18 protein-coding genes and 3 tRNA genes are annotated in these 19,367 nt (G+C 50.7%); 8 read left to right on the top strand and 13 right to left on the bottom strand.

The window, feature by feature from the left end:
- Positions 1-2: 2 nt before the first annotated feature.
- The 9 genes from prfB to QZ105_RS05170 all read right to left on the bottom strand — a co-directional run bounded on the left by prfB (position 3) and on the right by QZ105_RS05170 (position 8,565).
- A protein-coding gene (gene prfB, locus QZ105_RS05210; RefSeq protein ID WP_366935993.1) for a peptide chain release factor 2 occupies positions 3-1,107 on the bottom strand; the annotation gives its coding sequence in 2 pieces (ribosomal slippage) (positions 3-1,037 and positions 1,039-1,107; 1,104 coding nt in all).
- A 182-nt stretch (positions 1,108-1,289) separates the two neighbouring features.
- A complete protein-coding gene (gene secA / locus QZ105_RS05205) occupies positions 1,290-3,704 on the bottom strand; it encodes a preprotein translocase subunit SecA (RefSeq protein WP_366935989.1) in 2,415 nt (804 codons plus the stop codon).
- Positions 3,705-3,951: 247 nt separating this feature from the next.
- Positions 3,952-4,284, bottom strand: a complete 333-nt coding sequence (locus tag QZ105_RS05200; protein WP_293728790.1) for a DUF2442 domain-containing protein — start codon at positions 4,282-4,284, stop codon at positions 3,952-3,954.
- A 16-nt stretch (positions 4,285-4,300) separates the two neighbouring features.
- On the bottom strand, positions 4,301-4,561 hold the full coding sequence (locus QZ105_RS05195) for a DUF4160 domain-containing protein (protein WP_293728789.1): 261 nt from the start codon (positions 4,559-4,561) through the stop codon (positions 4,301-4,303).
- 158 nt (positions 4,562-4,719) lie between these two features.
- On the bottom strand, positions 4,720-5,253 hold the full coding sequence (gene raiA / locus QZ105_RS05190) for a ribosome-associated translation inhibitor RaiA (RefSeq protein WP_293728788.1): 534 nt from the start codon (positions 5,251-5,253) through the stop codon (positions 4,720-4,722).
- Between the two features lie 184 nt (positions 5,254-5,437).
- A complete protein-coding gene (locus tag QZ105_RS05185) occupies positions 5,438-6,157 on the bottom strand; it encodes an amino acid ABC transporter ATP-binding protein (protein WP_366935992.1) in 720 nt (239 codons plus the stop codon).
- A gap of 11 nt (positions 6,158-6,168) precedes the next feature.
- The gene (locus QZ105_RS05180; protein WP_293728786.1) at positions 6,169-6,825 is read right to left on the bottom strand and encodes an amino acid ABC transporter permease; all 657 of its coding nucleotides are present in this window, start codon (positions 6,823-6,825) and stop codon (positions 6,169-6,171) included.
- A 73-nt stretch (positions 6,826-6,898) separates the two neighbouring features.
- Positions 6,899-7,669: a basic amino acid ABC transporter substrate-binding protein gene (locus QZ105_RS05175; protein ID WP_293728785.1), complete on the bottom strand. Its 771-nt coding sequence runs from the start codon at positions 7,667-7,669 to the stop codon at positions 6,899-6,901.
- A 119-nt stretch (positions 7,670-7,788) separates the two neighbouring features.
- On the bottom strand, positions 7,789-8,565 hold the full coding sequence (locus tag QZ105_RS05170) for a basic amino acid ABC transporter substrate-binding protein (protein WP_293728784.1): 777 nt from the start codon (positions 8,563-8,565) through the stop codon (positions 7,789-7,791).
- 465 nt (positions 8,566-9,030) lie between these two features.
- On the opposite strand from QZ105_RS05170, the gene QZ105_RS05165 reads away from it, so the two are divergent.
- Entirely contained in the window at positions 9,031-9,654 is a 624-nt protein-coding gene (locus QZ105_RS05165; RefSeq protein ID WP_293728783.1) for an HD domain-containing phosphohydrolase, read from the top strand.
- A gap of 183 nt (positions 9,655-9,837) precedes the next feature.
- Here QZ105_RS05165 and QZ105_RS05160 read toward each other — a convergent pair.
- From QZ105_RS05160 to QZ105_RS05150, 3 genes are all read right to left on the bottom strand, one after another.
- A tRNA-Val gene (locus QZ105_RS05160) sits at positions 9,838-9,913 on the bottom strand.
- A 5-nt stretch (positions 9,914-9,918) separates the two neighbouring features.
- A tRNA-Glu gene (locus QZ105_RS05155) sits at positions 9,919-9,993 on the bottom strand.
- Between the two features lie 6 nt (positions 9,994-9,999).
- Positions 10,000-10,075: transfer RNA gene (locus tag QZ105_RS05150), tRNA-Lys, on the bottom strand.
- A gap of 174 nt (positions 10,076-10,249) precedes the next feature.
- On the opposite strand from QZ105_RS05150, the gene QZ105_RS05145 reads away from it, so the two are divergent.
- From QZ105_RS05145 to QZ105_RS05135, 3 genes are all read left to right on the top strand, one after another.
- Positions 10,250-11,122, top strand: coding sequence for an NAD(P)/FAD-dependent oxidoreductase (locus tag QZ105_RS05145; RefSeq protein WP_293728782.1), 873 nt, complete (start codon positions 10,250-10,252; stop codon positions 11,120-11,122).
- 73 nt (positions 11,123-11,195) lie between these two features.
- On the top strand, positions 11,196-12,476 hold the full coding sequence (gene serS, locus QZ105_RS05140; RefSeq protein ID WP_293728781.1) for a serine--tRNA ligase: 1,281 nt from the start codon (positions 11,196-11,198) through the stop codon (positions 12,474-12,476).
- Positions 12,477-12,826: 350 nt separating this feature from the next.
- A complete protein-coding gene (locus QZ105_RS05135; RefSeq protein WP_293728780.1) occupies positions 12,827-14,008 on the top strand; it encodes a type III PLP-dependent enzyme in 1,182 nt (393 codons plus the stop codon).
- Between the two features lie 143 nt (positions 14,009-14,151).
- On the opposite strand, the gene QZ105_RS05130 is transcribed toward QZ105_RS05135, so the two are convergent.
- On the bottom strand, positions 14,152-14,466 hold the full coding sequence (locus QZ105_RS05130) for a cupin domain-containing protein (RefSeq protein ID WP_293728779.1): 315 nt from the start codon (positions 14,464-14,466) through the stop codon (positions 14,152-14,154).
- Positions 14,467-14,590: 124 nt separating this feature from the next.
- Between QZ105_RS05130 and QZ105_RS10545 the strand changes: the two genes are divergently transcribed.
- From QZ105_RS10545 to QZ105_RS05115, 4 genes are all read left to right on the top strand, one after another.
- Positions 14,591-14,668 carry a putative holin-like toxin gene (locus QZ105_RS10545; protein ID WP_366935991.1) on the top strand — a complete coding sequence of 26 codons (78 nt, stop codon included), beginning with the start codon at positions 14,591-14,593 and terminating at the stop codon, positions 14,666-14,668.
- Between the two features lie 284 nt (positions 14,669-14,952).
- The gene (locus QZ105_RS05125) at positions 14,953-15,129 is read left to right on the top strand and encodes a hypothetical protein (protein ID WP_293728778.1); all 177 of its coding nucleotides are present in this window, start codon (positions 14,953-14,955) and stop codon (positions 15,127-15,129) included.
- A gap of 226 nt (positions 15,130-15,355) precedes the next feature.
- Positions 15,356-17,059: a ShlB/FhaC/HecB family hemolysin secretion/activation protein gene (locus tag QZ105_RS05120; RefSeq protein ID WP_293728777.1), complete on the top strand. Its 1,704-nt coding sequence runs from the start codon at positions 15,356-15,358 to the stop codon at positions 17,057-17,059.
- A 56-nt stretch (positions 17,060-17,115) separates the two neighbouring features.
- Positions 17,116-19,367: filamentous hemagglutinin N-terminal domain-containing protein (locus QZ105_RS05115; RefSeq protein WP_293728776.1), on the top strand; the 2,252-nt coding region annotated here is incomplete at its 3' end.

Below are 19,367 nucleotides of genomic sequence, written 5' to 3'. Positions count from 1 at the left end.
TGTCAAATCTTCTTCTGCTGACTGCGCAGATAAGCTTCCACAAAGGGCATTAAATCGCCGTCCATTACGGCCTGGATATTACCGGTTTCGCAGCTGGTGCGGTGGTCCTTAACCATAGTGTAGGGCTGGAACACATAAGAACGAATCTGGCTGCCCCATTCGATATTCTGATAATCTCCGGCCAGATCGCTGACCAAAGCGTCCTGCTTAGCCTTCTCATATTCGTACAGCTTAGCGCGCAGCATTTGCAGACAGCGCTCGCGGTTCTGAATCTGGGAGCGCTCGTTCTGGCACTGCACCACAATGCCCGTGGGTTCGTGGGTCATACGCACTGCGGAGGACGTTTTATTAACGTGCTGACCGCCTGCGCCGCTGGCGCGATAGGTGTCCACACGTACCTCGTCCATATTGATATTAACCTCTACCGTATCGTCCAGCTCCGGCATAACGTCCACAGCGGCGAACGAAGTGTGACGGCGCGCGTTGGCGTCGAAAGGAGAAATGCGCACTAAACGGTGTACGCCCTTTTCCGACTTCAAAAAGCCGTAGGCGTTATGACCGTTGACCTGAATGGTAGCGCTCTTCACACCGGCCTCATCGCCCGGCTGATAGTCCAGCATTTCCAGCGCAAAGCCATTCTGCTCGGCAAAGCGGGTGAACATGCGCAGCAGCATACTGGTCCAATCCTGGGCTTCGGTGCCGCCTGCGCCTGCATGCAGCGTTAAAATAGCGTTATTGCCGTCGTACTCGCCGCTCAGCAGCATACCCAGCTCCAAATGCTCCAGCTCGGCGCGGCATTGCTCCAGCAGCTCGTCCATTTCCGGCAGCAGGCTTTCGTCATGCTCCTCGGCGGCCATCTCCTGCAACGCCTCCAAATCGTCGATGCTGGCGCTCAGCTTATGAAAGCCGTCGACTTCTTCTTTTAAAGCGTTAACGTCCTGCGCAGTTTTCTGCGCCTTTTCCGGGTCGTCCCAAAAGGTGGGATCGCCCATTTTATGCTCTAATTCGGCAATGCGGTCCTCCTTGACAGCGATGTCAAAGAGATCCCCTCATTTCCTCTAATTTTGCTTGTAAGTTGACGATTTCCGGTTTGTATTCTTCAATCAACAAAATTCTTCACAACCTTTCGTTAGCAAATTTAGTTATTTAGCGAGTACATAACTCAATATAATGCATATCACTATGTCGTCAAGAAGCAGTGCAGATACGAGGAATGGCGACGACGACGTACAGATTAGTACTTCTAGGAGCCATGACGAAGTAGATGCCTGCTTATGGGCGACATAAACTTAAACCTCAGGTGCGCCCTGCTCCCTAGCCCCATCCAAACGATCCTCAACCTGCGGCTGGGTAATGACGTTCACATGATAAATATAACGCACTACATCGTCCTGAATAGCGTCGATCATAGCCTCAAACATATCGTAGGCTTCAAACTTATATTCCACCAGCGGGTCCTTCTGGCCATAAGCGCGCAGGCCAACGCCCTCGCGCAGCATATCCATAGCGTCCAGATGCTCCATCCAGTGATTGTCCACAACCTTGAGCATAACCAGATTTTCCAGCTCGCGCATCAGCTCAGGCCCGATAGCGTCCTCGCGTTCCTGGTAGTAGTCTGTCGCTACCTTATGCAGATATTCGTCCAGCTCTTCGCGGCTCAAATTCTGCAAATATTCCACGGTCAAGAGGCCGCGGGGAGCGTAAAATTCCTCAGCATAAGCAATCAAAGCCTTCAAATCCCAATCCTCGGAATAAACCTCAGGCGGCGCGTACATAGCCATGGTGCGGTCCACAACCTTTTCCACCATCTCTTTGATATTGCCGCTCAAATCCTCCTGATGCAGAATCTTCTTGCGCTGGGCGTAAATAACCTCGCGCTGCTGATTCATAACGTCGTCGTATTCCAAGACGTGCTTACGAATGCTGAAGTTGCGCGCTTCCACCTTCTTCTGCGCATTCTCGATGGACTTGGTTACCAGGCTGTGCTCGATAGGCTCGTCGTCCTCCATGCCCAGCTTATCCATAATACCGGCAATGCTGTCGCTGCCGAACAAGCGCATCAAATCGTCCTCCAGGCTCAGGAAGAACTTGGAAGAACCGGGGTCGCCCTGACGGGCGCAGCGGCCGCGCAGCTGGTTGTCGATACGGCGGCTTTCATGGCGCTCCGTACCGATGATATGCAGGCCGCCCAGCTCAGGCACGCCCTCGCCCAGCACAATATCCGTACCGCGGCCCGCCATATTGGTGGCAATGGTAACGGCGCCGTACTGACCGGCCAAAGCGATAATTTCCGCTTCTTTTTCATGGTATTTAGCGTTCAGCACATTATGAGGAATGCCGCGGCGCTTGAGCATGGCGCTCAGCTCCTCGGACTGCGCGATGGATGTAGTGCCTACCAGAACCGGACGGCCGGACTTATGGCACTCCTCGATTTCGTTGGCCGCAGCCTTGTACTTAGCCAAACGGGTTTTATAAATAACGTCGGGATGGTCCACACGAATCATGGGCTTGTTAGTCGGCACCACCACAACGCTCAGATTATAAATCTTCTGGAACTCCTGCTCCTCGGTTTTCGCCGTACCGGTCATACCGGCCAGCTTTTTATACATACGGAAGTAGTTCTGGAAGGTAATGGTAGCCAGAGTCTGGCTTTCGCGCTCCACCTTTACGCCCTCCTTCGCCTCGATAGCCTGATGCAGGCCCTCGGAGAAGCGGCGGCCGAACATCAAACGGCCGGTAAATTCGTCGACGATGATAACCTGCCCGTCCTTCACCACATAATCGCGGTCGCGGTGCATCAAAGCCTTGGCCTTCAAAGCGCACATAATCTGGTGGGAATAGTCCACACCGTGCTCGTTGTCATACAGGTTGGCGATACCCAGCATTTTTTCGGCTTTAGCGATACCAACCTCCGTCGGCGCAACCTGCTTCTGCTTTTCGTCCACGGTATAGTCCTCGCCCTCGTTCATCTGAGCGACTACCTTGGCCAGCACACGATACAGGTCGGTGGATTTTTCGCCGGGGCCGGAAATAATCAGCGGCGTGCGGGCCTCGTCAATCAAAATACTGTCCACCTCGTCGACGATGCAGTAATTAAGCTCCCGCTGCACCATTTGGTTTTCATCGACTACCATGTTGTCGCGCAGGTAGTCGAAACCGAACTCATTATTAGTGCCGTAGGTAACGTCCGCAGCGTAAGCGGCCTTACGGTCGGGGAAATCCATATCATGAACGATCAGGCCCACGGACAAGCCCAAAAATTTATAAATGCGGCCCATGTCCTGGCTGTCGCGGCGAGCCAGATAATCGTTGACGGTAACAACATGCACGCCCTTACCGGTCAAAGCGTTCAAATATACGGGCAGCGTAGCCACCAGCGTTTTGCCTTCGCCGGTGCGCATCTCGGAAATTTTGCCGCGGTGCAGCACCACGCCGCCAATCAGCTGCACGTCGAAATGGCGCATGCCGGTAACGCGCTTGGAAGCCTCGCGCACAACGGCAAAGGCCTCCGGCAGAATATCATCCAGGGTTTCGCCCTTTTGCAGGCGCACCTTAAATTCGGCAGTCTTAGCCGCCAGATTAGCGGAGCTTAAAGAGGACATTTCCTTTTCCAGACTATTGATCTTATCTACGATAACGCGAATATTTTTTAATTCCTTCTCGTTGGGATCACCAAAAATTTTCTTCAAAATACCTTCGAGCAACACGATCACTCCTTAAATTTATGTGCAAAGAAAAGATTGTACACCTAATTTTAAATTATAGCAGAAAGAGTCCTAAAAAGCAAAAAACCTAAGGGCTTTTCCTCAGCTTTTTTGTGAAGTTTACGTCAAATTATCCGCGCTTGCCTATTCTGCTTTAAGGAAAGCCCAGCGTTAATTTGTACCTTTCCCACGCACACAAAAACGGCAGACGCCCGCAAGCGCCTGCCGTTTTTAAGTATTTTATTTTTTACGCAATCTGCTGTTGCTCCACTTTATCCGCTAAAGGATCGGCAACAACAGGACTATTTTTGAAAAGCTCTAAAGGATCAAGGTCAATACACTCATATGGATCTCTATTGCCTACTAAATCCCAAGCCGGAGCTCCACCTATAATCGTTACCTTATTAAAAATATCCTTATTCATTAATGGCTCAAACACTGTTTCCGGCACAATCAAATTACTTATATCAGCCAAGCGCACTGACCCATCGTTAAAATACAAATACAGTCTATATTCTGCAGCTGGAACTACTTGCTGTACAATAGGATAAAAATATTTAAAATCAAGATCCTGTTTCACATTTTCCACCTCCTTACTATACCAAAGGAGCAATCCTATTCAAAGGTTTGTGATCTCTTGCCAATTCCCAATTTTGCATCAGTTCATCGCTATGTAACGTACACCACGCTAAAAGATAACGCAGTTGTCTGTTTGGCAAAGACCCAGAAATAACAACACATTCTAAAATATCAACGGTAGCTTGACGCCCGGCATATTCCGCATGAATATGCGGCGGATTATGCTCGCTATAATTCATTGTAATTCTAATGCCGTAAAACAAGCTTATTTCTGGCATCTTCAACTCCTCCTTTTCATAAAATCACTCATAACACTATCTTTATTTTTATTATAAAAAATTTTTCTAATAAGGTCAATCTAGACTTTTCCACTATTTTCCACATAAAAGCGGCAGACGCCAGCAAGCGCCTGCCGCTAAATTCAGCTGTTAGAAACTTATTTTAATTCTGGGCTCAAGAGGCCGTACTTGCCGTCCTTGCGGCGATAAACTACGCAAGCGCTGCCCAGATCGGGATCGAAGAATACGAAGAAATCATGATTCAACAGATTCATCTGCAGAATTGCTTCTTCCGGAGTCATGGGGTGCATCGTGAAATGCTTGTTTTTAATAATCTGGAATTCACCGTCGTCCGCCTCAGCTGCGGGAACTGCTGCCGGAGCAGGATCTGCAAAGTTGGAATATTTTCTCTTCATCAGACGAGTTTTATATTTATGAATTTGACGCTCAATCTTTTCCACTACCAAATCGATGGAGGAATACATATCCTTCGTAGTTTCCTGCGCTCTAAGCAAAATGCCACTGGCAGGAACGGTAATTTCCACAATGTGATTGCCCTTCTCAACCTTCAGTACCGCAGAAATATCGCCCACAGTCTTGAATTGCTTCGTAACCTTGGTAATTTTTTTCTCCACATATTCTTTCAATGCCGGAGTTACGTCAATGTTTCTGCCTTTTACGTTTACGCTCATAATTCATGCCTCCTTTGGTATGTCACAGCCGACCGCTGCCGCCTGCGCTACCATTTTCTATCAAGGGTTAGGCTTTATCCCTTTGCTTATATATTTCGCTGTTCGGGGCAAAACTCCTGCTGCATTTATCATTCTTGCGTGACTTTTTCGTGAAATGTCAAGAAAGTGTTACACATCTGGCAGTTTATAAAATTTTAGACAGGAAGCTCTTAGTGCGCTCGCATTTGGCATGCTGGAAGATTTCCTCCGGCGTGCCCTCCTCCTGGATAACGCCGCCGTCCACAAAGACCACTCTGTCGCCTACCTCGCGGGCAAAGCCCATTTCGTGGGTGACAACGGCCATGGTCATGCCTTCGTTGGCCAGCTCCTTCATAACGTCCAATACTTCGTTGACCATTTCCGGGTCCAAAGCGCTGGTAGGCTCGTCGAAAAGCAAGGCCTTAGGCTTCATGCACAAGGCGCGGGCGATGGCTACGCGCTGCTGCTGCCCGCCGCTGAGCTGTTCTGGATAGCTGTTGGCCTTATCCTCCAGTCCAACCTTTTTCAGATAGGTACGCGCAGTTTTTTCCGCTTCATCCTTAGATATGCCGCGCACCTTCATGGGCGCCAGCATCAGGTTCTGCAGCACCGTCATATGCGGGAACAGATTAAAGCGCTGGAACACCATACCTACTTCCTTACGGATTTCGTTAATATTAGCTTCGCCGGTAAGCGGAATACCGTCGATAACGATGCTGCCGCCCGTCGGCTCCTCCAGATAGTTGATGCAGCGCAAAAGCGTACTCTTGCCGCTGCCTGACGGCCCGATGATTACCACTACTTCCTTTTCCGCAATGTTGAGGTTTACGCCGCGCAGCACCTGCAAATCGCCGAAGCTTTTTTGCAGATTAGTAATTTGAATCATAATTTGCTTACTCATTTCGTATCATACCTCCGCTCCAAAACGCCTACCAATCTTGCGACAGCAAAGGTCATGATCAGGTAGATAATCGCTACCGCCATCCAAATTTCAAAGGAAGCGTAGGTACGCGCGATAATCAGCTGACCGCGGCGGGTCAGCTCCTCAAAGCCAATGACGGATACCAAGGACGAATCCTTAAGCATGGCGATAAATTCATTGCCCAGGGGCGGAATGATGCGCTTGAAGGCCTGAGGCATAATAATGTAGCGCATGGTCTGGGCCCAGCTCATGCCCAGGCTGCGGCCAGCTTCCATCTGGCCCTTGTCGATGGACTGGATGCCGGCGCGGAAGATTTCGGCAATATAGGCGCCGCTGTTGATGGAGCAGGCGGAAATAGCCGCAAAATACGGATCCACGCGGTTGCCGGTAATACCGGGCAAAGCGAAGTAAACCAAAAAGATTTGCACCAGAAGCGGCGTACCACGGATAAAATCAACGTAAACATTAGCGAGGTAACGCAGCGGCTTAATGGAGCACAAACGGGCGATGCCTACCAGACAGCCTATGCACAGGCCCAGCGTTACGCTCATGGCCGTAATTTCCACCGTAATACCGGCGCCAGCCAGCAGCAGCGGGAACGAACGTACCATTAAATCAAAATTCAATTCCATAATTCTCCCAATCCCTTCTTTGACAGGGTTCTAACAGCCTTTAATTTGCTCAAGCCCCAAAATATGGCAGGCTTTATTTTTTAGCCTCCCCAAACCATTTCTTATACAGCTTATCGAATTCGCCGTTTTTCTTCAGCTCTTCCATGCCCTTGTTCAGCTCGGCGGCCAGCTTGCTGTCCTTCTTCACAGCGATACCGTACTGCTCGGCTTCCATTTTTTCGCCCACGGTCATAGCAAATTTATTGCCGCCCTTAGCCAAATAATATTCCATTACCGGCAAATCGCCAATAACGGCGTCCACGCCGCCGTTTTTCAGCTCCAGCGCAGCCTCGTCCTGAGTATTAAAGGTAGTAACGGTTGCGCCCTCCACGCTTCTGGCCTTCATTTCGCCGGTAGTGCCAATTTGCGCCGCAATGCGCTTGCCCTTCAAATCGTCGATGGATTTAACGGCTGCGTTATCCTTTTTCACCATCACGATAAGACCGGAGGTGTAGTAAGGGTCGCTGAAGGTTACGGCTTTTTTGCGCTCGTCGGTAATGGTCATACCGGCGATAGCCGCGTCGATATTGCCTGCGTTCAGCGCCGGAATCAATGCGTCGAAGCCCATGCCGCTGACTTCCACTTTATAACCCAGCTGCTTGCCTATGGCTTGAATCAGCTCTACGTCGAAGCCTGTCAGCTCGCTGCTGCCCTCTTTAGGAAATTCAAAGGGCGCAAAAGCAGGCTCAGTGCCTACGCGCAGCACCTTAGCGGGCTCAGCCTTCTTTTCCTCGCCGCCGCAGCCGGTCAGCAGCAGGCTGCAGGCCATGATTGCCGTCATTAAAAATACCAATACCTTTTTCATGTGTGAGTCCCCCTCATTTTATATATATTTTTATTTACAGCATCCGCAGATGCTAAAAAACAGCAACGGAGCACATGCGATTCTCCACCACATTGTGCTCCGCTTGTGAACCGACATTATTATTTCTTTACTTCGCCAAACCAGGTTTTGTAAATCTTGTCATATTCGCCGTTCTTTTTCAGCTCAGCCAAAGCCTTGTTGATATCGCCAGCCAGCTTGTCGTTGCCTTTTTTCACAGCCAAGCCGTACTCTTCAGCCTCCATAACTTCGCCCACGGTCATAGCGCTGGCGTTGCCGCCCTGCGCCAAGTAGTAGCCTACAACGGGGCTGTCGTTGATAACGGCGTCCACGCCTTTATTTTTCAGCTCCATAGCCGCTTCAGTATTCGTGTTGAAAGCGGTTACCTTAGCGTTGGCAATGCTTCTGGCTTTGTTTTCGCCGGTAGTACCGATTTGTACGGCAATGCGCTTGCCTTCCAAATCCTTCGCGCTCTTAACTTCCGTATTGTCCTTGTTGACCATCACAATCAAGCCGGAGGTGTAATAAGGCTCGGAGAAGGTTACGGCCTGCTTGCGCTCGTCGGTGATGCTCATGCCTGCGGCAACCATATCGATGTTGCCTGCGTTCAGCGCCGGAATCAAAGCGTCGAAGCCCATGTTCACAATCTCTACCTTATAACCCATTTGCTTGCCGATAGCGCGGGCCAAATCCATATCAAAGCCGTCGTAATCCTTGCTGCCTTCCTTTTGGAATTCAAAAGGCGCGAAGGTCGGCTCAGTGCCTACGCGCAGCACCTTGGCAGGCTCGGCCTTCTTTTCGCCGCTGCCGCCGCAACCGGCAGCCAGCATAGCGACGGCAGCAATAACCGCCATCATTAAAATTAAAAGCTTTTTCATATTTCATTTACTCCTTTCAACGCGCAGAGCTTTATTTTGATACACACATTATATACCGATTTGCGCCGCAGGTAAAGAATTTTTATTAAAAATACCGGCATAAAAATAAATACAACTCAGCTGACCTGGTCTTCGCCCCCACACTCGCCTGCTGGAAGGTTCGCTCCTAAGCCTTGCGCTCCCCACTACTGCTTCTCTCGCGTATAAATTTTCTGCGGCAGGACTTACTTCTAAGCTGCACCGTGCTCGCAGCCATATTTCCGGCTGTTTACGTGGATCGTTTCGCCTGCAACTGGCATCGACTTGCAACCACAGACCTGAGTTGTACACCTAATTATATTCCGGCAGGTTTTTTTTTGCAAGATACGCGCAGCTTTTGCTTTAATATTTTTCTAAAAAGTGATATACTTACTATGCCTAACTCGTTCGGACAAGCTATTTCAGATAATTTTTGAGGGAACCGTTATGATTGCCATACCCCAATGTCTTGATTTCACAGATATTCGCCTGACAAGGGAAATCTGCGACTTCTATTTAAAAATGCTGGAAATTAAAAATCGCGCTATCTACCTGCACAGCCAACAGGTAGCCAATTATGCTGCCAGTACGGCGGCCAAGCTGGGCCTGCCGGCCTCCGAGGTATTGCAAATCAAAACGGCGGCGCTGCTCCATGATATCGGCCAGCTTTCCGTCCCCAATATCATTCTGGCCAAGCTGCCATTTTTATCCACCCGCGAGCTGTCTATTTACAAGCGCCACTGTATCGCCGGAGCCAGTATGCTGGAAAATATTCCGGAATTTACTTATATAACCGATATCATCCGCTGCCATCACGAAAAGTGGGACGGCACCGGTTATCCCAAGCGGCTCAAGGGACAAAACATTCCCATCGGCGCGCGCATCGTCGCCGTCGCCAATTATTACGACCGCAATATTAACCCCTGCACGCAGCACTGGCAAAAGACCCACACCGAAGCCATCATCGAGCTGCAGAACAAAGCGGGGCTGGACTTCGATCCTTCAATAGTCAAGGCCTTTATCGAATCTGTTATCCCGCTGCCAGAAAAAAATAACGAAGCGAAAAAATAGGCTGCCGCCCCAAGCTATGAGCGCGCAGCCTGTTTTATTTTATCAGCATCCTCATTTATCAATGTTTCTGTACCCATTATACGGGCGTTGCAAGCCCCAGGCTTTATACAGCCAGCAAGCGATCAAAAGCGCTGACAATATAAACAAAAAAGCACTCCGATTTCTCGAAGTGCTGAATTTACGTGGTGGGCGCTAACGGGATCGAACCGCTGACATTCTGCTTGTAAGGCAGACGCTCTCCCAGCTGAGCTAAGCGCCCGTGTATGGTGACCGGTGGGGGAATCGAACCCCCGATACCGCCGTGAAAGGGCGGTGTCTTAACCGCTTGACCAACCGGCCAAAGTGTGGTGACCCATGTAGGCCTCGAACCTACGACACCCTGATTAAGAGTCAGGTGCTCTACCAACTGAGCTAATGGGCCGTGGTCACGTTACTCGATTATAATACACTATCGCAGAGAAAAATGCAAGAGTTTTTTGCAAAAAAAATAAAATTTTTTTGCGATGCGGAGAAAAAGGTTTGACTATGACTGGAGAAAAGCATAAAATAAAAATGATAAAGAGCCTTTAAAAATTTATTTACGGAGGACAGATTTATGCAGTACGATATTGCCGTTATCGGCGGCGGGCCTGCCGGCGTTTCTGCCGCCATCACAGCTTCCAGCAAGGGGCGCAGCGTTATTTTATTTGAAGCCCACGGCTTCAGCCCGCGTTTGCGCAGCGTCGCCAAAATTACCGACTACATGGGCATTCCCGATTTGTCCGGCACAGAGCTGATGGACATTTTTGTTAAGCATCTGAAACAGATGACTGTAGATATTATTGAAGAAAAAATTATTTCTCTGCGCGAGGTGGGCGAAGGCTTCATCCTTGGTACGCCGCACGAGGAATATTCCGCGTCGGCCGTCGTGCTGGCAACCGGCATTTCCCGCTCCACGCTGTTCCCCGGCGAAAAGGAATTTTTGGGGCGCGGCGTCAGCTACTGCGCTTTTGTGGACGGCGCTAAATATAAAAATAAGCGCGTAGCCGCCGTGGCTACGGTTCCCGACGCCATGGAGGAAATCGAATATCTGGCGGATCAATGCGAGCACGTTTTCTTCTTCCCGCGTTATCAGGGTTTTGTGCCGCCTAAGAAAAAAAATATCTCCGTGGTTTTAGATACGCCGACGGAAATCACCGGTACGGATAAGGTAACCGGTATCCGCGCCGGCGATGATTTTTACAGCGTGCAGGCCGCTTTCGTTTTCCGCGCTACCGACCCGCTGAACAGCTTTTTGCCGGGGTTGGAAATTCGCGGCCGCAGCATTTATGTGGACGATCAGGCTCAAACTAATATTGAAGGCGTTTTTGCCGGCGGCGACTGTACCGGCCAGCCTTGGCAGATCAACCGCGCCGCAGGCCAGGGGCAGAAGGCTGGGCTTAGCGCTATCCGTTATCTGGCGCGCCGCGACGAGGGCATAGATTATTGAGAGAAAAGCTTTTTTCTTGCACGGGATTGTGCTAAAATATAATTTACAATGCTTGTGATTTGGAGGAATATGTATGTTAGATATGAAATTTGTCCGTGAAAATCCGGACAAGGTAATAGAAGCCGTTAAGAACCGCAACGGTAATTTGGATTTAACGGAATTTTTAGAGCTGGATAAAAAGCGCCGCGAGCTGACGCAGCAGGTAGAGGCTTTGAAAAAAGAGCGCAACAGCGCTTCTCAGGAAATCGGCAAGCTGAAAAAGGCCGGGCAGGACGCCGCTGAACAAATGGCGGCCGTGCGCGCCTTGGGCGATAAAATTGCCGACGACGACAAGGCTTTGAAAGAAATCGAAGAAAGATTAAAAACCATTTTGCTGACCATTCCCAATATTCCGGCCGAGGATGTGCCGGTGGGCAAGGACGACAGCTGCAATCCCGTTGTGCGCACCTGGGGCGAAATTCCTAAATTTGATTTTGAGCCCAAGGCTCATTGGGATTTGGGCGAAGGCCTAGGCATTTTGGATTTTGAACGCGGCGTCAAGGTTTCCGGCGCGCGTTACGTTTTCTATCGCGGTCTGGGTTCTCGCTTAGAGCGTGCCGTTATCAATTTCTTCCTGGATTTACACACGCAAAAGCACGGCTATACCGAATTTTTCCCGCCGTTCATCGTTAACGGCGCCAGCATGCAGGGCACGGGCCAGCTTCCTAAATTTGCCGAGGATATGTATAAGCTGGAAAACGGCGATATGTACCTTATTCCTACTGCAGAGGTTCCCGTAACCAATTATCATCGCGACGATATGCTCAGCGGCGATCAGCTGCCGTTGAAATACACCGCTTACAGCGCTTGCTTCCGCGCGGAGGCCGGTGCGGCAGGCCGCGATACCCGCGGTTTGATTCGTATGCATCAGTTTAATAAGGTAGAGCTGGTTAAATTTACGAAGCCGGAAGAATCCTGGGAGGAGCTGGATAAGCTGACCCATGACGCGGAGGAAGTGCTGCAGCTGCTGGAGCTGCCCTATCACGTAGTGCGTCTGTGCACCGGCGATTTGGGCTTCAGCTCCGCTACTACTTACGATTTGGAGGTTTGGCTGCCCGCCGCCAACTGTTATCGTGAAATTTCCTCCTGCTCCAACTTCCTGGACTTCCAGGCTCGCCGCGCTAACATTCGTTTCCGCCGCGACGCTAAGTCCAAGCCGGAATTTGTTCATACGCTTAACGGCAGCGGCGTAGCCGTGGGCCGTACCGTAGCGGCTATCCTGGAAAATTACCAGCAGGCCGACGGCAGCGTAGTAGTGCCCAAGGTTCTGCGTCCTTACATGGGCTGCGACGTTATCAAGGCTCCTGAAAAATAAAAGCTGCCGCCTTCGGGCAAAACTCAAGAAAAATATTCTATCGCAAGCCGCCTGTAACGGGCGGCTTTTTTTGTTGGACGGCACCTTGCTTCTTTTAAAAATATTCCGCGGCAATAATTTTGCGAATCAAAAACCGGGGCGTTGCGTAAACGCCGGAGCGGCCAGAGCAATTCGTTTTTCCTGAAAACTGCAAATTTTCCGCTTAAAAATGAGCCAATCCGCAGTTATTGTAAAATTTTTCCCAACTCCTCAAAAAAAATCAATTTTCTGCCGTTTTCCTATTGTACTTTCCGCTTATTGTGGTACAATCTAATGAGTAAAATATATGCTATGGCAAGGGGAGAGTGGATATGAGAAGAGATAAACATTTTCAGCTTAGCCGCGAGGCGGTGGAAAAATTGGCGAGCCAATACGGCACGCCGTTGTTAGTCCTTTCTTTGGAAGAAGTTAAGAAAAATTATCAGGTTTTGAAAAAATATATGCCCCGGGTGCGCATCCACTACGCAATTAAGGCTAACCCCCATCCGGAAATTTTGCGGGTTATGGCCGACATGGGTTCCTGCTTCGATGTGGCGTCCGACGGCGAAATCCGCACGCTGAGCGCTATGGGCGTGGAAGGCGGACGCATGATTTACGCTAATCCGGTGAAGCTGGGCGTAGGCTTGGAGGCCTGCCGGGACTGCGGCGTGACCAAGATGACCTTTGATAGCGCCAGTGAAATAGAAAAAATTAAAAAGCAATGTCCGGACGCAACAGTGCTGCTGCGTCTGCGTATCGATAATTCCTCCGCTCATGTGGATTTGAATAAAAAATTCGGCGCGGCGCGTGAAAATGCGCTGGCTTTAATGCTGCAGGCCAAGGAGGCCGGGTTGGATATGGCCGGCGTAGCCTTTCACGTAGGCAGCCAGACAGTCAGCTCCGACCCGTATCTGCACGCTTTGGATATAGCCCGCGGCCTGTTCGACGAGGCGGAAGCTGCAGGGCTGCACCTGCGGATTTTGGATATCGGCGGCGGCTTCCCCATTCCTGAGCCCAAGGTGAAATTTAATCTGCCCGAAATGCTGAAGCAGATCAGCGCCCGCTTAAATGAAGATTTTGCGGAAACGGAAATTTGGGCGGAGCCGGGACGTTATATCTGCGGTACGGCCGTGAATCTGATTACCAGCGTTATCGGCGTGACCGAGCGCGGCGGCCAGCCCTGGTACTTTTTGGACGAGGGCCTGTACGGCACTTTTTCCGGCGTTATTTTCGACCAATGGGATTTTAAGCTGCTGAGCTTTAAGGAAGGCGACGAGCGCGTGGCCGCTACATTTGCCGGCCCCAGCTGCGATAGTCTGGATATTATGTTCCGCGGACGTATGACCGCTCCCCTGGAGGTTGGCGATTTGCTTCTGGTTCCTGCCTGCGGCGCTTATACCTCGGCTTCGGCCACAACTTTCAACGGCTTCAGCAAAGCGCGCTTTGTAGTGTGGGAAGAGGTTAAGGAAGACGTTATGCCCATCGCCGCAGAGATTTTAGCTCCGGCCGTATAACCGTATAAATTATATTTCCCCGTGCTGCAAAACGGCGCGGGGATTTTTGCTTTGGAAATTGAAAACGTACAAAGAAAAAGAAGCGGTAATTCGCCAATGGATTTGCCACTTCTTTTTGTTATGTGGAGAGCGCAGAGCAAAATTTATCTTTTAAGAGATATTTTAATTACCTTAGCGGTTTCTGTTCCGTTATTCCAGATAGAATGAGGAATCATGCCGTCAACGAAGAAGCTTTCGTCTTTCTTTACGATATGCGAAGCGTCTCCTAAAATGATTTTTACTTCGCCTTCGACAATGATAAATAGATGATTATCGCTGTGAGTATGATTTCCCTTCGGGCCGCCGCCGTTTGCCTCGATATATGCCAGCGCGCCCCAATGAATTGCGCCCATTTCGTTAAATAATTTTTTAGCTAAAAATCCAGAGTGACCCTCAGGGGTAATAAATGCATTTTCCAATCTAATTCCTTCCCTTCGCTTTTGATATTTATTTTATTATACACCGTTAATTTAGCGAAGTGAATAGCTAGAGATTGTCGTCTTGTCGGTTTTCCTACTCCTGAAGAGTAGGGGGTGATGTGCTATGACGGTTTCTGAGGCGTTATCTTTGATGATTAGCTTCGCAACTTTAGTAGTTCTCATTCTCTCATTTCGCAAATAGAATGAGAAAAACCGCCTAACGTGCGGTTAAGCGGTCTTCCGTCGAATTAAAATAATTTAGGGGAGAGCCGACTTTCCGCGGCCGACTATCTCTTTATTTATTATAAACGTAGTATGAAAAATAGTCAAGACAGCAAATTTTTGGCGCTTACGCCGTCCTTAGCGGGACGGCGTTTTGCTTTCCTTAGCTGCGCGGTTTATCTGCTGGGTAAGCGTGACGTCGCCGAGTATGTGTAAAAATGAACTTTATTTATTACCGTTGTATCAATGTGCGGCGGCGCGGCCATGGATGTTTACGCATTACTGGGTTACGTCCTGCGCGGCAGCGCAAGCCTGTATCTGCCGTTTCTGCTGCTGCCTGAGGAGGAATTTTTGGCAGCTGTTGTGCTGCTCTTGGGCGGATTTTGCAGCTGGCTGCCGGTCTATCTTTTTGGTAAACGGGATGCGGCCGATTATTTGTAAAGCTGAATTTTAATTTAAAGCGAATATCTTCTTCCTATCGTGAAACGCGAGGGGAAAAGCATATTCGCTTTTGCTGGTCATTGTATATTGAAGAATTATGTATACCTTCTTCACAAAAGATTTACAATTCTTGTTTAAGGTAATATACTATAAATAAGATGGGAATATAGCGATTGTTGCAATAGTTTTATTTTATAAGCGGAAAGTTTGTGCGAGGTGAGCTTTGATGAAACGGCAGGCAGCTTTAATTTTTTCCTTGCTGGTTCTGGGATTTTCTGCAGCAGCAGCCGCTGCGCCGCAGGATAATCCTGTGCAGCGGCAGCAGCAAATTTTACAGCAAAAGGAGCAGGAGCAGGCTGCCAAACGCGCCGAACAGGAATTGCAGCGGCGTGCAGGCCGCGATATGGCGAAAGCGCAGCGGCAGGGCAGCCCTTTGGCCGCCTTTGCTTTGCCGGAGGAAGCCAACAGCTTTAAAATCAAAAGCTTTTCCTTAAAGGCTTCCCGTTACGCTTATAAATTTCAGTGGATCAACGATTATTTAGCGGGCTTTAACGGCCAGCGCATCGGCGTGCAGGGCATCAATTTGCTTTTGCAGAATATCAATAACGAAATTATGAATCGCGGTTATCTGACCACGAGAATTTATATAGAATCCCAGAATTTGGCCAGCGGCAAATTGTATTTTACTTTGCTGCCGGGTGTTATCGGGGACATCCGTTTCCGGCAAAAGACCTGGGGAACATGGACTAATGCCATGCCTGTGCGGCGCGGCTCTTTACTGAATATCCGCGATATCGAGCAGGCGATAGACAATTTTAACAGCGTTCCCGGGCAGGAGGCGGATATTAAAATCGAGCCCGGCGCGCAGGAGGGCCAAAGCGATTTGGTAATCGACATTAAGCGCGGCAGGCCGTGGAAGCTGATTTTAAGTCTGGACAATTCCGGCACCCGCGACACGGGCAAGGTGCAGATGAGCGGCGCTCTGCAGCTGATGCAGCCCTTGTCGGCCAACGATATTTTTTATGTGAGCTGGAACGAGGACGCTACGGAATCCGGCGAAACCAAGGGAACGCGGGCCAACAGCATTTATTATTCCATTCCCTTTGGCAAAGAACGTTTCACTTACAGCCGCAGTAAAAATGACTATCACCAGACGGTGACTTACGCGGTCAATCCTTTTATTTCCAGCGGCGAATTTACTAACGATACGCTGACCTGGACGCATCTGGTGCAGCGCAATCAGAGCAGCAAAACAGATTTTGAGCTGGGCTTCACTCATAAAACGCGGCACAGCTATATTAACGGCACGGAAATAGAGGTGCAGCGGCAGAAAACCACGGTTTTGCTGGCGGGCTTCAATCACCGGCAGTATTTGGGGCGCAGCGTTCTGGATACGTCGCTGAAATGGCAAAAGGGATTGCCGTGGTATGCGGACGCAGGCCCGACGGACGGCATGAGCGGCGAAGCGACTACGCGCTATAATATGTATCATTTGGGGTTGAATTTTACCGCGCCGGTGCCCTTTGGCGAAGGTTACGACGCGCAGTATAACGTCAGCATCCGCGGGCAGAAAAGCGACCAGCGTGTATATGGCAGCGAATTTTTTACTATAGGCGGGTTTTACAGCGTGCGCGGTTTTGATGGCGAGCAGACCTTAGCTGCCGAGGATGGCATCGTAGTGCGCAACGAGCTGCGTTTTCCCATTGAAAAATATCCGCATCTTCTTTATCTGGCTTTGGATTACGGCAAGGTGCATGGGCCAAGTACGGAATATCTTTTAGGTACGGAGCTGGTGGGCGGCGCCGTAGGTATGCGGGGCAAAATCGGCAGTTTGCAGTACGAGGCTTTTGTGGGCTGGCCCATAAAAAGGCCGGACGGATTTATTTGCGACAGCCGCACCTACGGCTTTTTACTGACGGCGGAAATTTAAACAGCGGCGGGCAGCAGCGCCGCGCAGGGGCGTATTAGCGAAAGGAAAGCTATATTATGAGTAAGTACGGTAGCAAAAAGAAAAAGCTTATGGCCTGCGCCATTATTTTATCCTTGCAGATGCAGACGGCTTTGCCGGTTTACGCGGCTGCGGCAGCTCCGAAGGCTGCGCCGCCGGTGGTGAATATTGCAGCGCCTGACGCTAACGGGCTTTCCCACAATAAAACGGCGGAGTTTAACGTAGGCGCTGAGGGACTTGTTTTTAATAATATCGCTAACGGCAGCGCCAATACGGTTTTAGCTGGGCAGCTGACGGCTAACGCTAATTTAACAAACGGAGCGGCGCAAACGATTTTACAGGAAGTAACGGGCGGCGGCCTTTCCAACCTGCACGGCGTTATGGAAATCGCCGGGCAAAGGGCGAATTTGATTATTGCCAATCCCAACGGCATCAACGTCAATGGCGCTGGCTTTATCAATGTGGACAGGGCCACGCTGGTAACGGGCAAACCCGATTTTACCGGCGGCAGGCTGGTTTTCAACGTGACCGGCGGCCGCGTTACCGTAGAGGGAACGGGGAATTTTCCGGGAGAAGGTTTTACCAGCGCCGACGAGGCTAACACTTATTTGCCCAATAAGCTGGATATTATGACCCGCGCCGCCGTCATTAACGGCGAGCTGTGGGCTAAAGAAGAAATTAACGTCGTTACCGGCGCGAATAAAATAGATTACGCGACATCCGAAAGGCAGCAGCTTGCCGCGGACGGCGAGAAGCCTGCCGTGGCTTTGGACGTGGCGGCCCTGGGCGGCATGTATGCGGGCAAAATTATGCTGGTGGGCACGGAAAAGGGCCTGGGCATGAATCTGGGCGGACGCATCAGCGCCGGGGGCGACCTGTATATTTCCAACGCCGGGAAGCTGACCGTGACGGAAAATATGCAGCCGGGTGGCGGCGGCGAAAGAGAGAACGACGCGGCTGTCGAAGCCGGCGGCAGCATTACGCTGCTGGCAGAGGAATTAAGCAGCAGCAGCTCCATTGAAGCCAAGGGCGCGGTTACGCTGGACGTAAGCGGCAGGCTGGAAAATACAGGCTCGCTGATATCCGGAGCCGAATATTTGCAGGACGAGGAAGCCGACGACGCGGTATTTATGCATAACGAGGCCGATTTGACCCTGCGGGCCGGGGAGCTGGACAATAGCGGGTTGATTAGCGCTACCAAGAATTTAACCGTCGATATAGAAAACGGTATGGTACACAGCGGCCTTTTAACCAGCGAGGGAAGCGTGAGCGTAACGGCGGGCGGCAGCCTGACGGGCAGCGGAGCTGTCGGCGCGCAGGAATCCGTCAGCGTGACGGCGGACAAGGTAGGGCTGTATCGCGGCAATATTTATACCTATACCGCAGGCACGGATGCCGACGGCAATCCTACGCTGACTTTTGATGAAAATAAGAATGTCAGCGTCAGCGAAAAAAATCCTGACGAAATAATTACGCCGGTGACCCCGGAGCAGCCCCAGCGTCCGCATGGGCCGGAACGTCCGGGGAATTTGGCGGGCGAGGGCGCAGGCGGCGCGGCCATAGCCCCGCTGCCGCAGATTGCGGAAACGGCGGGCATTGCGGCTACCGTAGAGCAGGAAAAGGCGGCGGACGCCAGCCTGGCGCTGACTGCGGACGAGAGTGCGGACGGCAAATATCGGCCTATTATCGATAAGGCGGCCAACGGCGTGGATTTGGTACAGATTGCGCAGGTCAACTCTAACGGAGTATCCCGCAATTTATACAGCGATTTTAATATTAAATCCAGCGGCCTGATTTTGAATAACGCTACTAAGTATGCAAAAACGGAATTGGGCGGATATGTCGACCGCAATATGTTTTTGGCGGGGCGCGGAGCCAGCGTAATTTTGAATGAAGTGACCAGCTCCAGCGCCAGCGTGCTCAACGGCTACCTGGAGGTAGCGGGCAACAGGGCCAGCGTGGTTATCGCCAACGCCAACGGCATTGCTGTCAACGGTTTGGGCTTTATCAACGCGGATAACGCCATGCTGACCACGGGCAAAATTACCGGCTGGGCCGACGGCAATATTCAAACCGGCAAGGGACTGGGCGATATGCTGCTGGCGGGCAGCGGCTTTAACGGTCAGGGCGTGGGCAATTTGCAGATTACAACGCACGATCTGACCATCGACCGCAGCGAGCTATACGGACATGAAATTACCATCGACGCATCGGGTAGTATCGCCAGCAGCGGTAAGCTGGGCGGCGATAACCTGCGCATCGAAGCGGCGGGAGATTTCAGCGGCAGCGG

The sequence above is a fragment of the uncultured Phascolarctobacterium sp. genome, assembly GCF_905212365.1.
Taxonomy (GTDB): domain Bacteria; phylum Bacillota; class Negativicutes; order Acidaminococcales; family Acidaminococcaceae; genus Phascolarctobacterium_A.
The sequence above is the reverse complement of the archived record's forward strand: the minus strand, read 5'-3'. Positions and strand labels throughout refer to the sequence as shown.

What these genes read in the sequence shown, in the direction of transcription:
- QZ105_RS05170 (WP_293728784.1), bottom strand. Translation starts at nt 8,565, where the DNA reads ATGAAAAAGCTTTTAATTTTAATGATGGCGGTTATTGCTGCCGTCGCT.
- QZ105_RS05145 (WP_293728782.1), top strand. Translation starts at nt 10,250, where the DNA reads ATGCAGTACGATATTGCCGTTATCGGCGGCGGGCCTGCCGGCGTTTCT.
- QZ105_RS05135 (WP_293728780.1), top strand. Translation starts at nt 12,827, where the DNA reads ATGAGAAGAGATAAACATTTTCAGCTTAGCCGCGAGGCGGTGGAAAAA.
- QZ105_RS05125 (WP_293728778.1), top strand. Translation starts at nt 14,953, where the DNA reads ATGGATGTTTACGCATTACTGGGTTACGTCCTGCGCGGCAGCGCAAGC.
- QZ105_RS05175 (WP_293728785.1), bottom strand. Translation starts at nt 7,669, where the DNA reads ATGAAAAAGGTATTGGTATTTTTAATGACGGCAATCATGGCCTGCAGC.
- QZ105_RS10545 (WP_366935991.1), top strand. Translation starts at nt 14,591, where the DNA reads ATGACGGTTTCTGAGGCGTTATCTTTGATGATTAGCTTCGCAACTTTA.
- QZ105_RS05195 (WP_293728789.1), bottom strand. Translation starts at nt 4,561, where the DNA reads ATGCCAGAAATAAGCTTGTTTTACGGCATTAGAATTACAATGAATTAT.
- QZ105_RS05180 (WP_293728786.1), bottom strand. Translation starts at nt 6,825, where the DNA reads ATGGAATTGAATTTTGATTTAATGGTACGTTCGTTCCCGCTGCTGCTG.
- raiA (WP_293728788.1), bottom strand. Translation starts at nt 5,253, where the DNA reads ATGAGCGTAAACGTAAAAGGCAGAAACATTGACGTAACTCCGGCATTG.
- QZ105_RS05165 (WP_293728783.1), top strand. Translation starts at nt 9,031, where the DNA reads ATGATTGCCATACCCCAATGTCTTGATTTCACAGATATTCGCCTGACA.
- QZ105_RS05185 (WP_366935992.1), bottom strand. Translation starts at nt 6,157, where the DNA reads ATGATTCAAATTACTAATCTGCAAAAAAGCTTCGGCGATTTGCAGGTG.
- QZ105_RS05120 (WP_293728777.1), top strand. Translation starts at nt 15,356, where the DNA reads ATGAAACGGCAGGCAGCTTTAATTTTTTCCTTGCTGGTTCTGGGATTT.
- serS (WP_293728781.1), top strand. Translation starts at nt 11,196, where the DNA reads ATGTTAGATATGAAATTTGTCCGTGAAAATCCGGACAAGGTAATAGAA.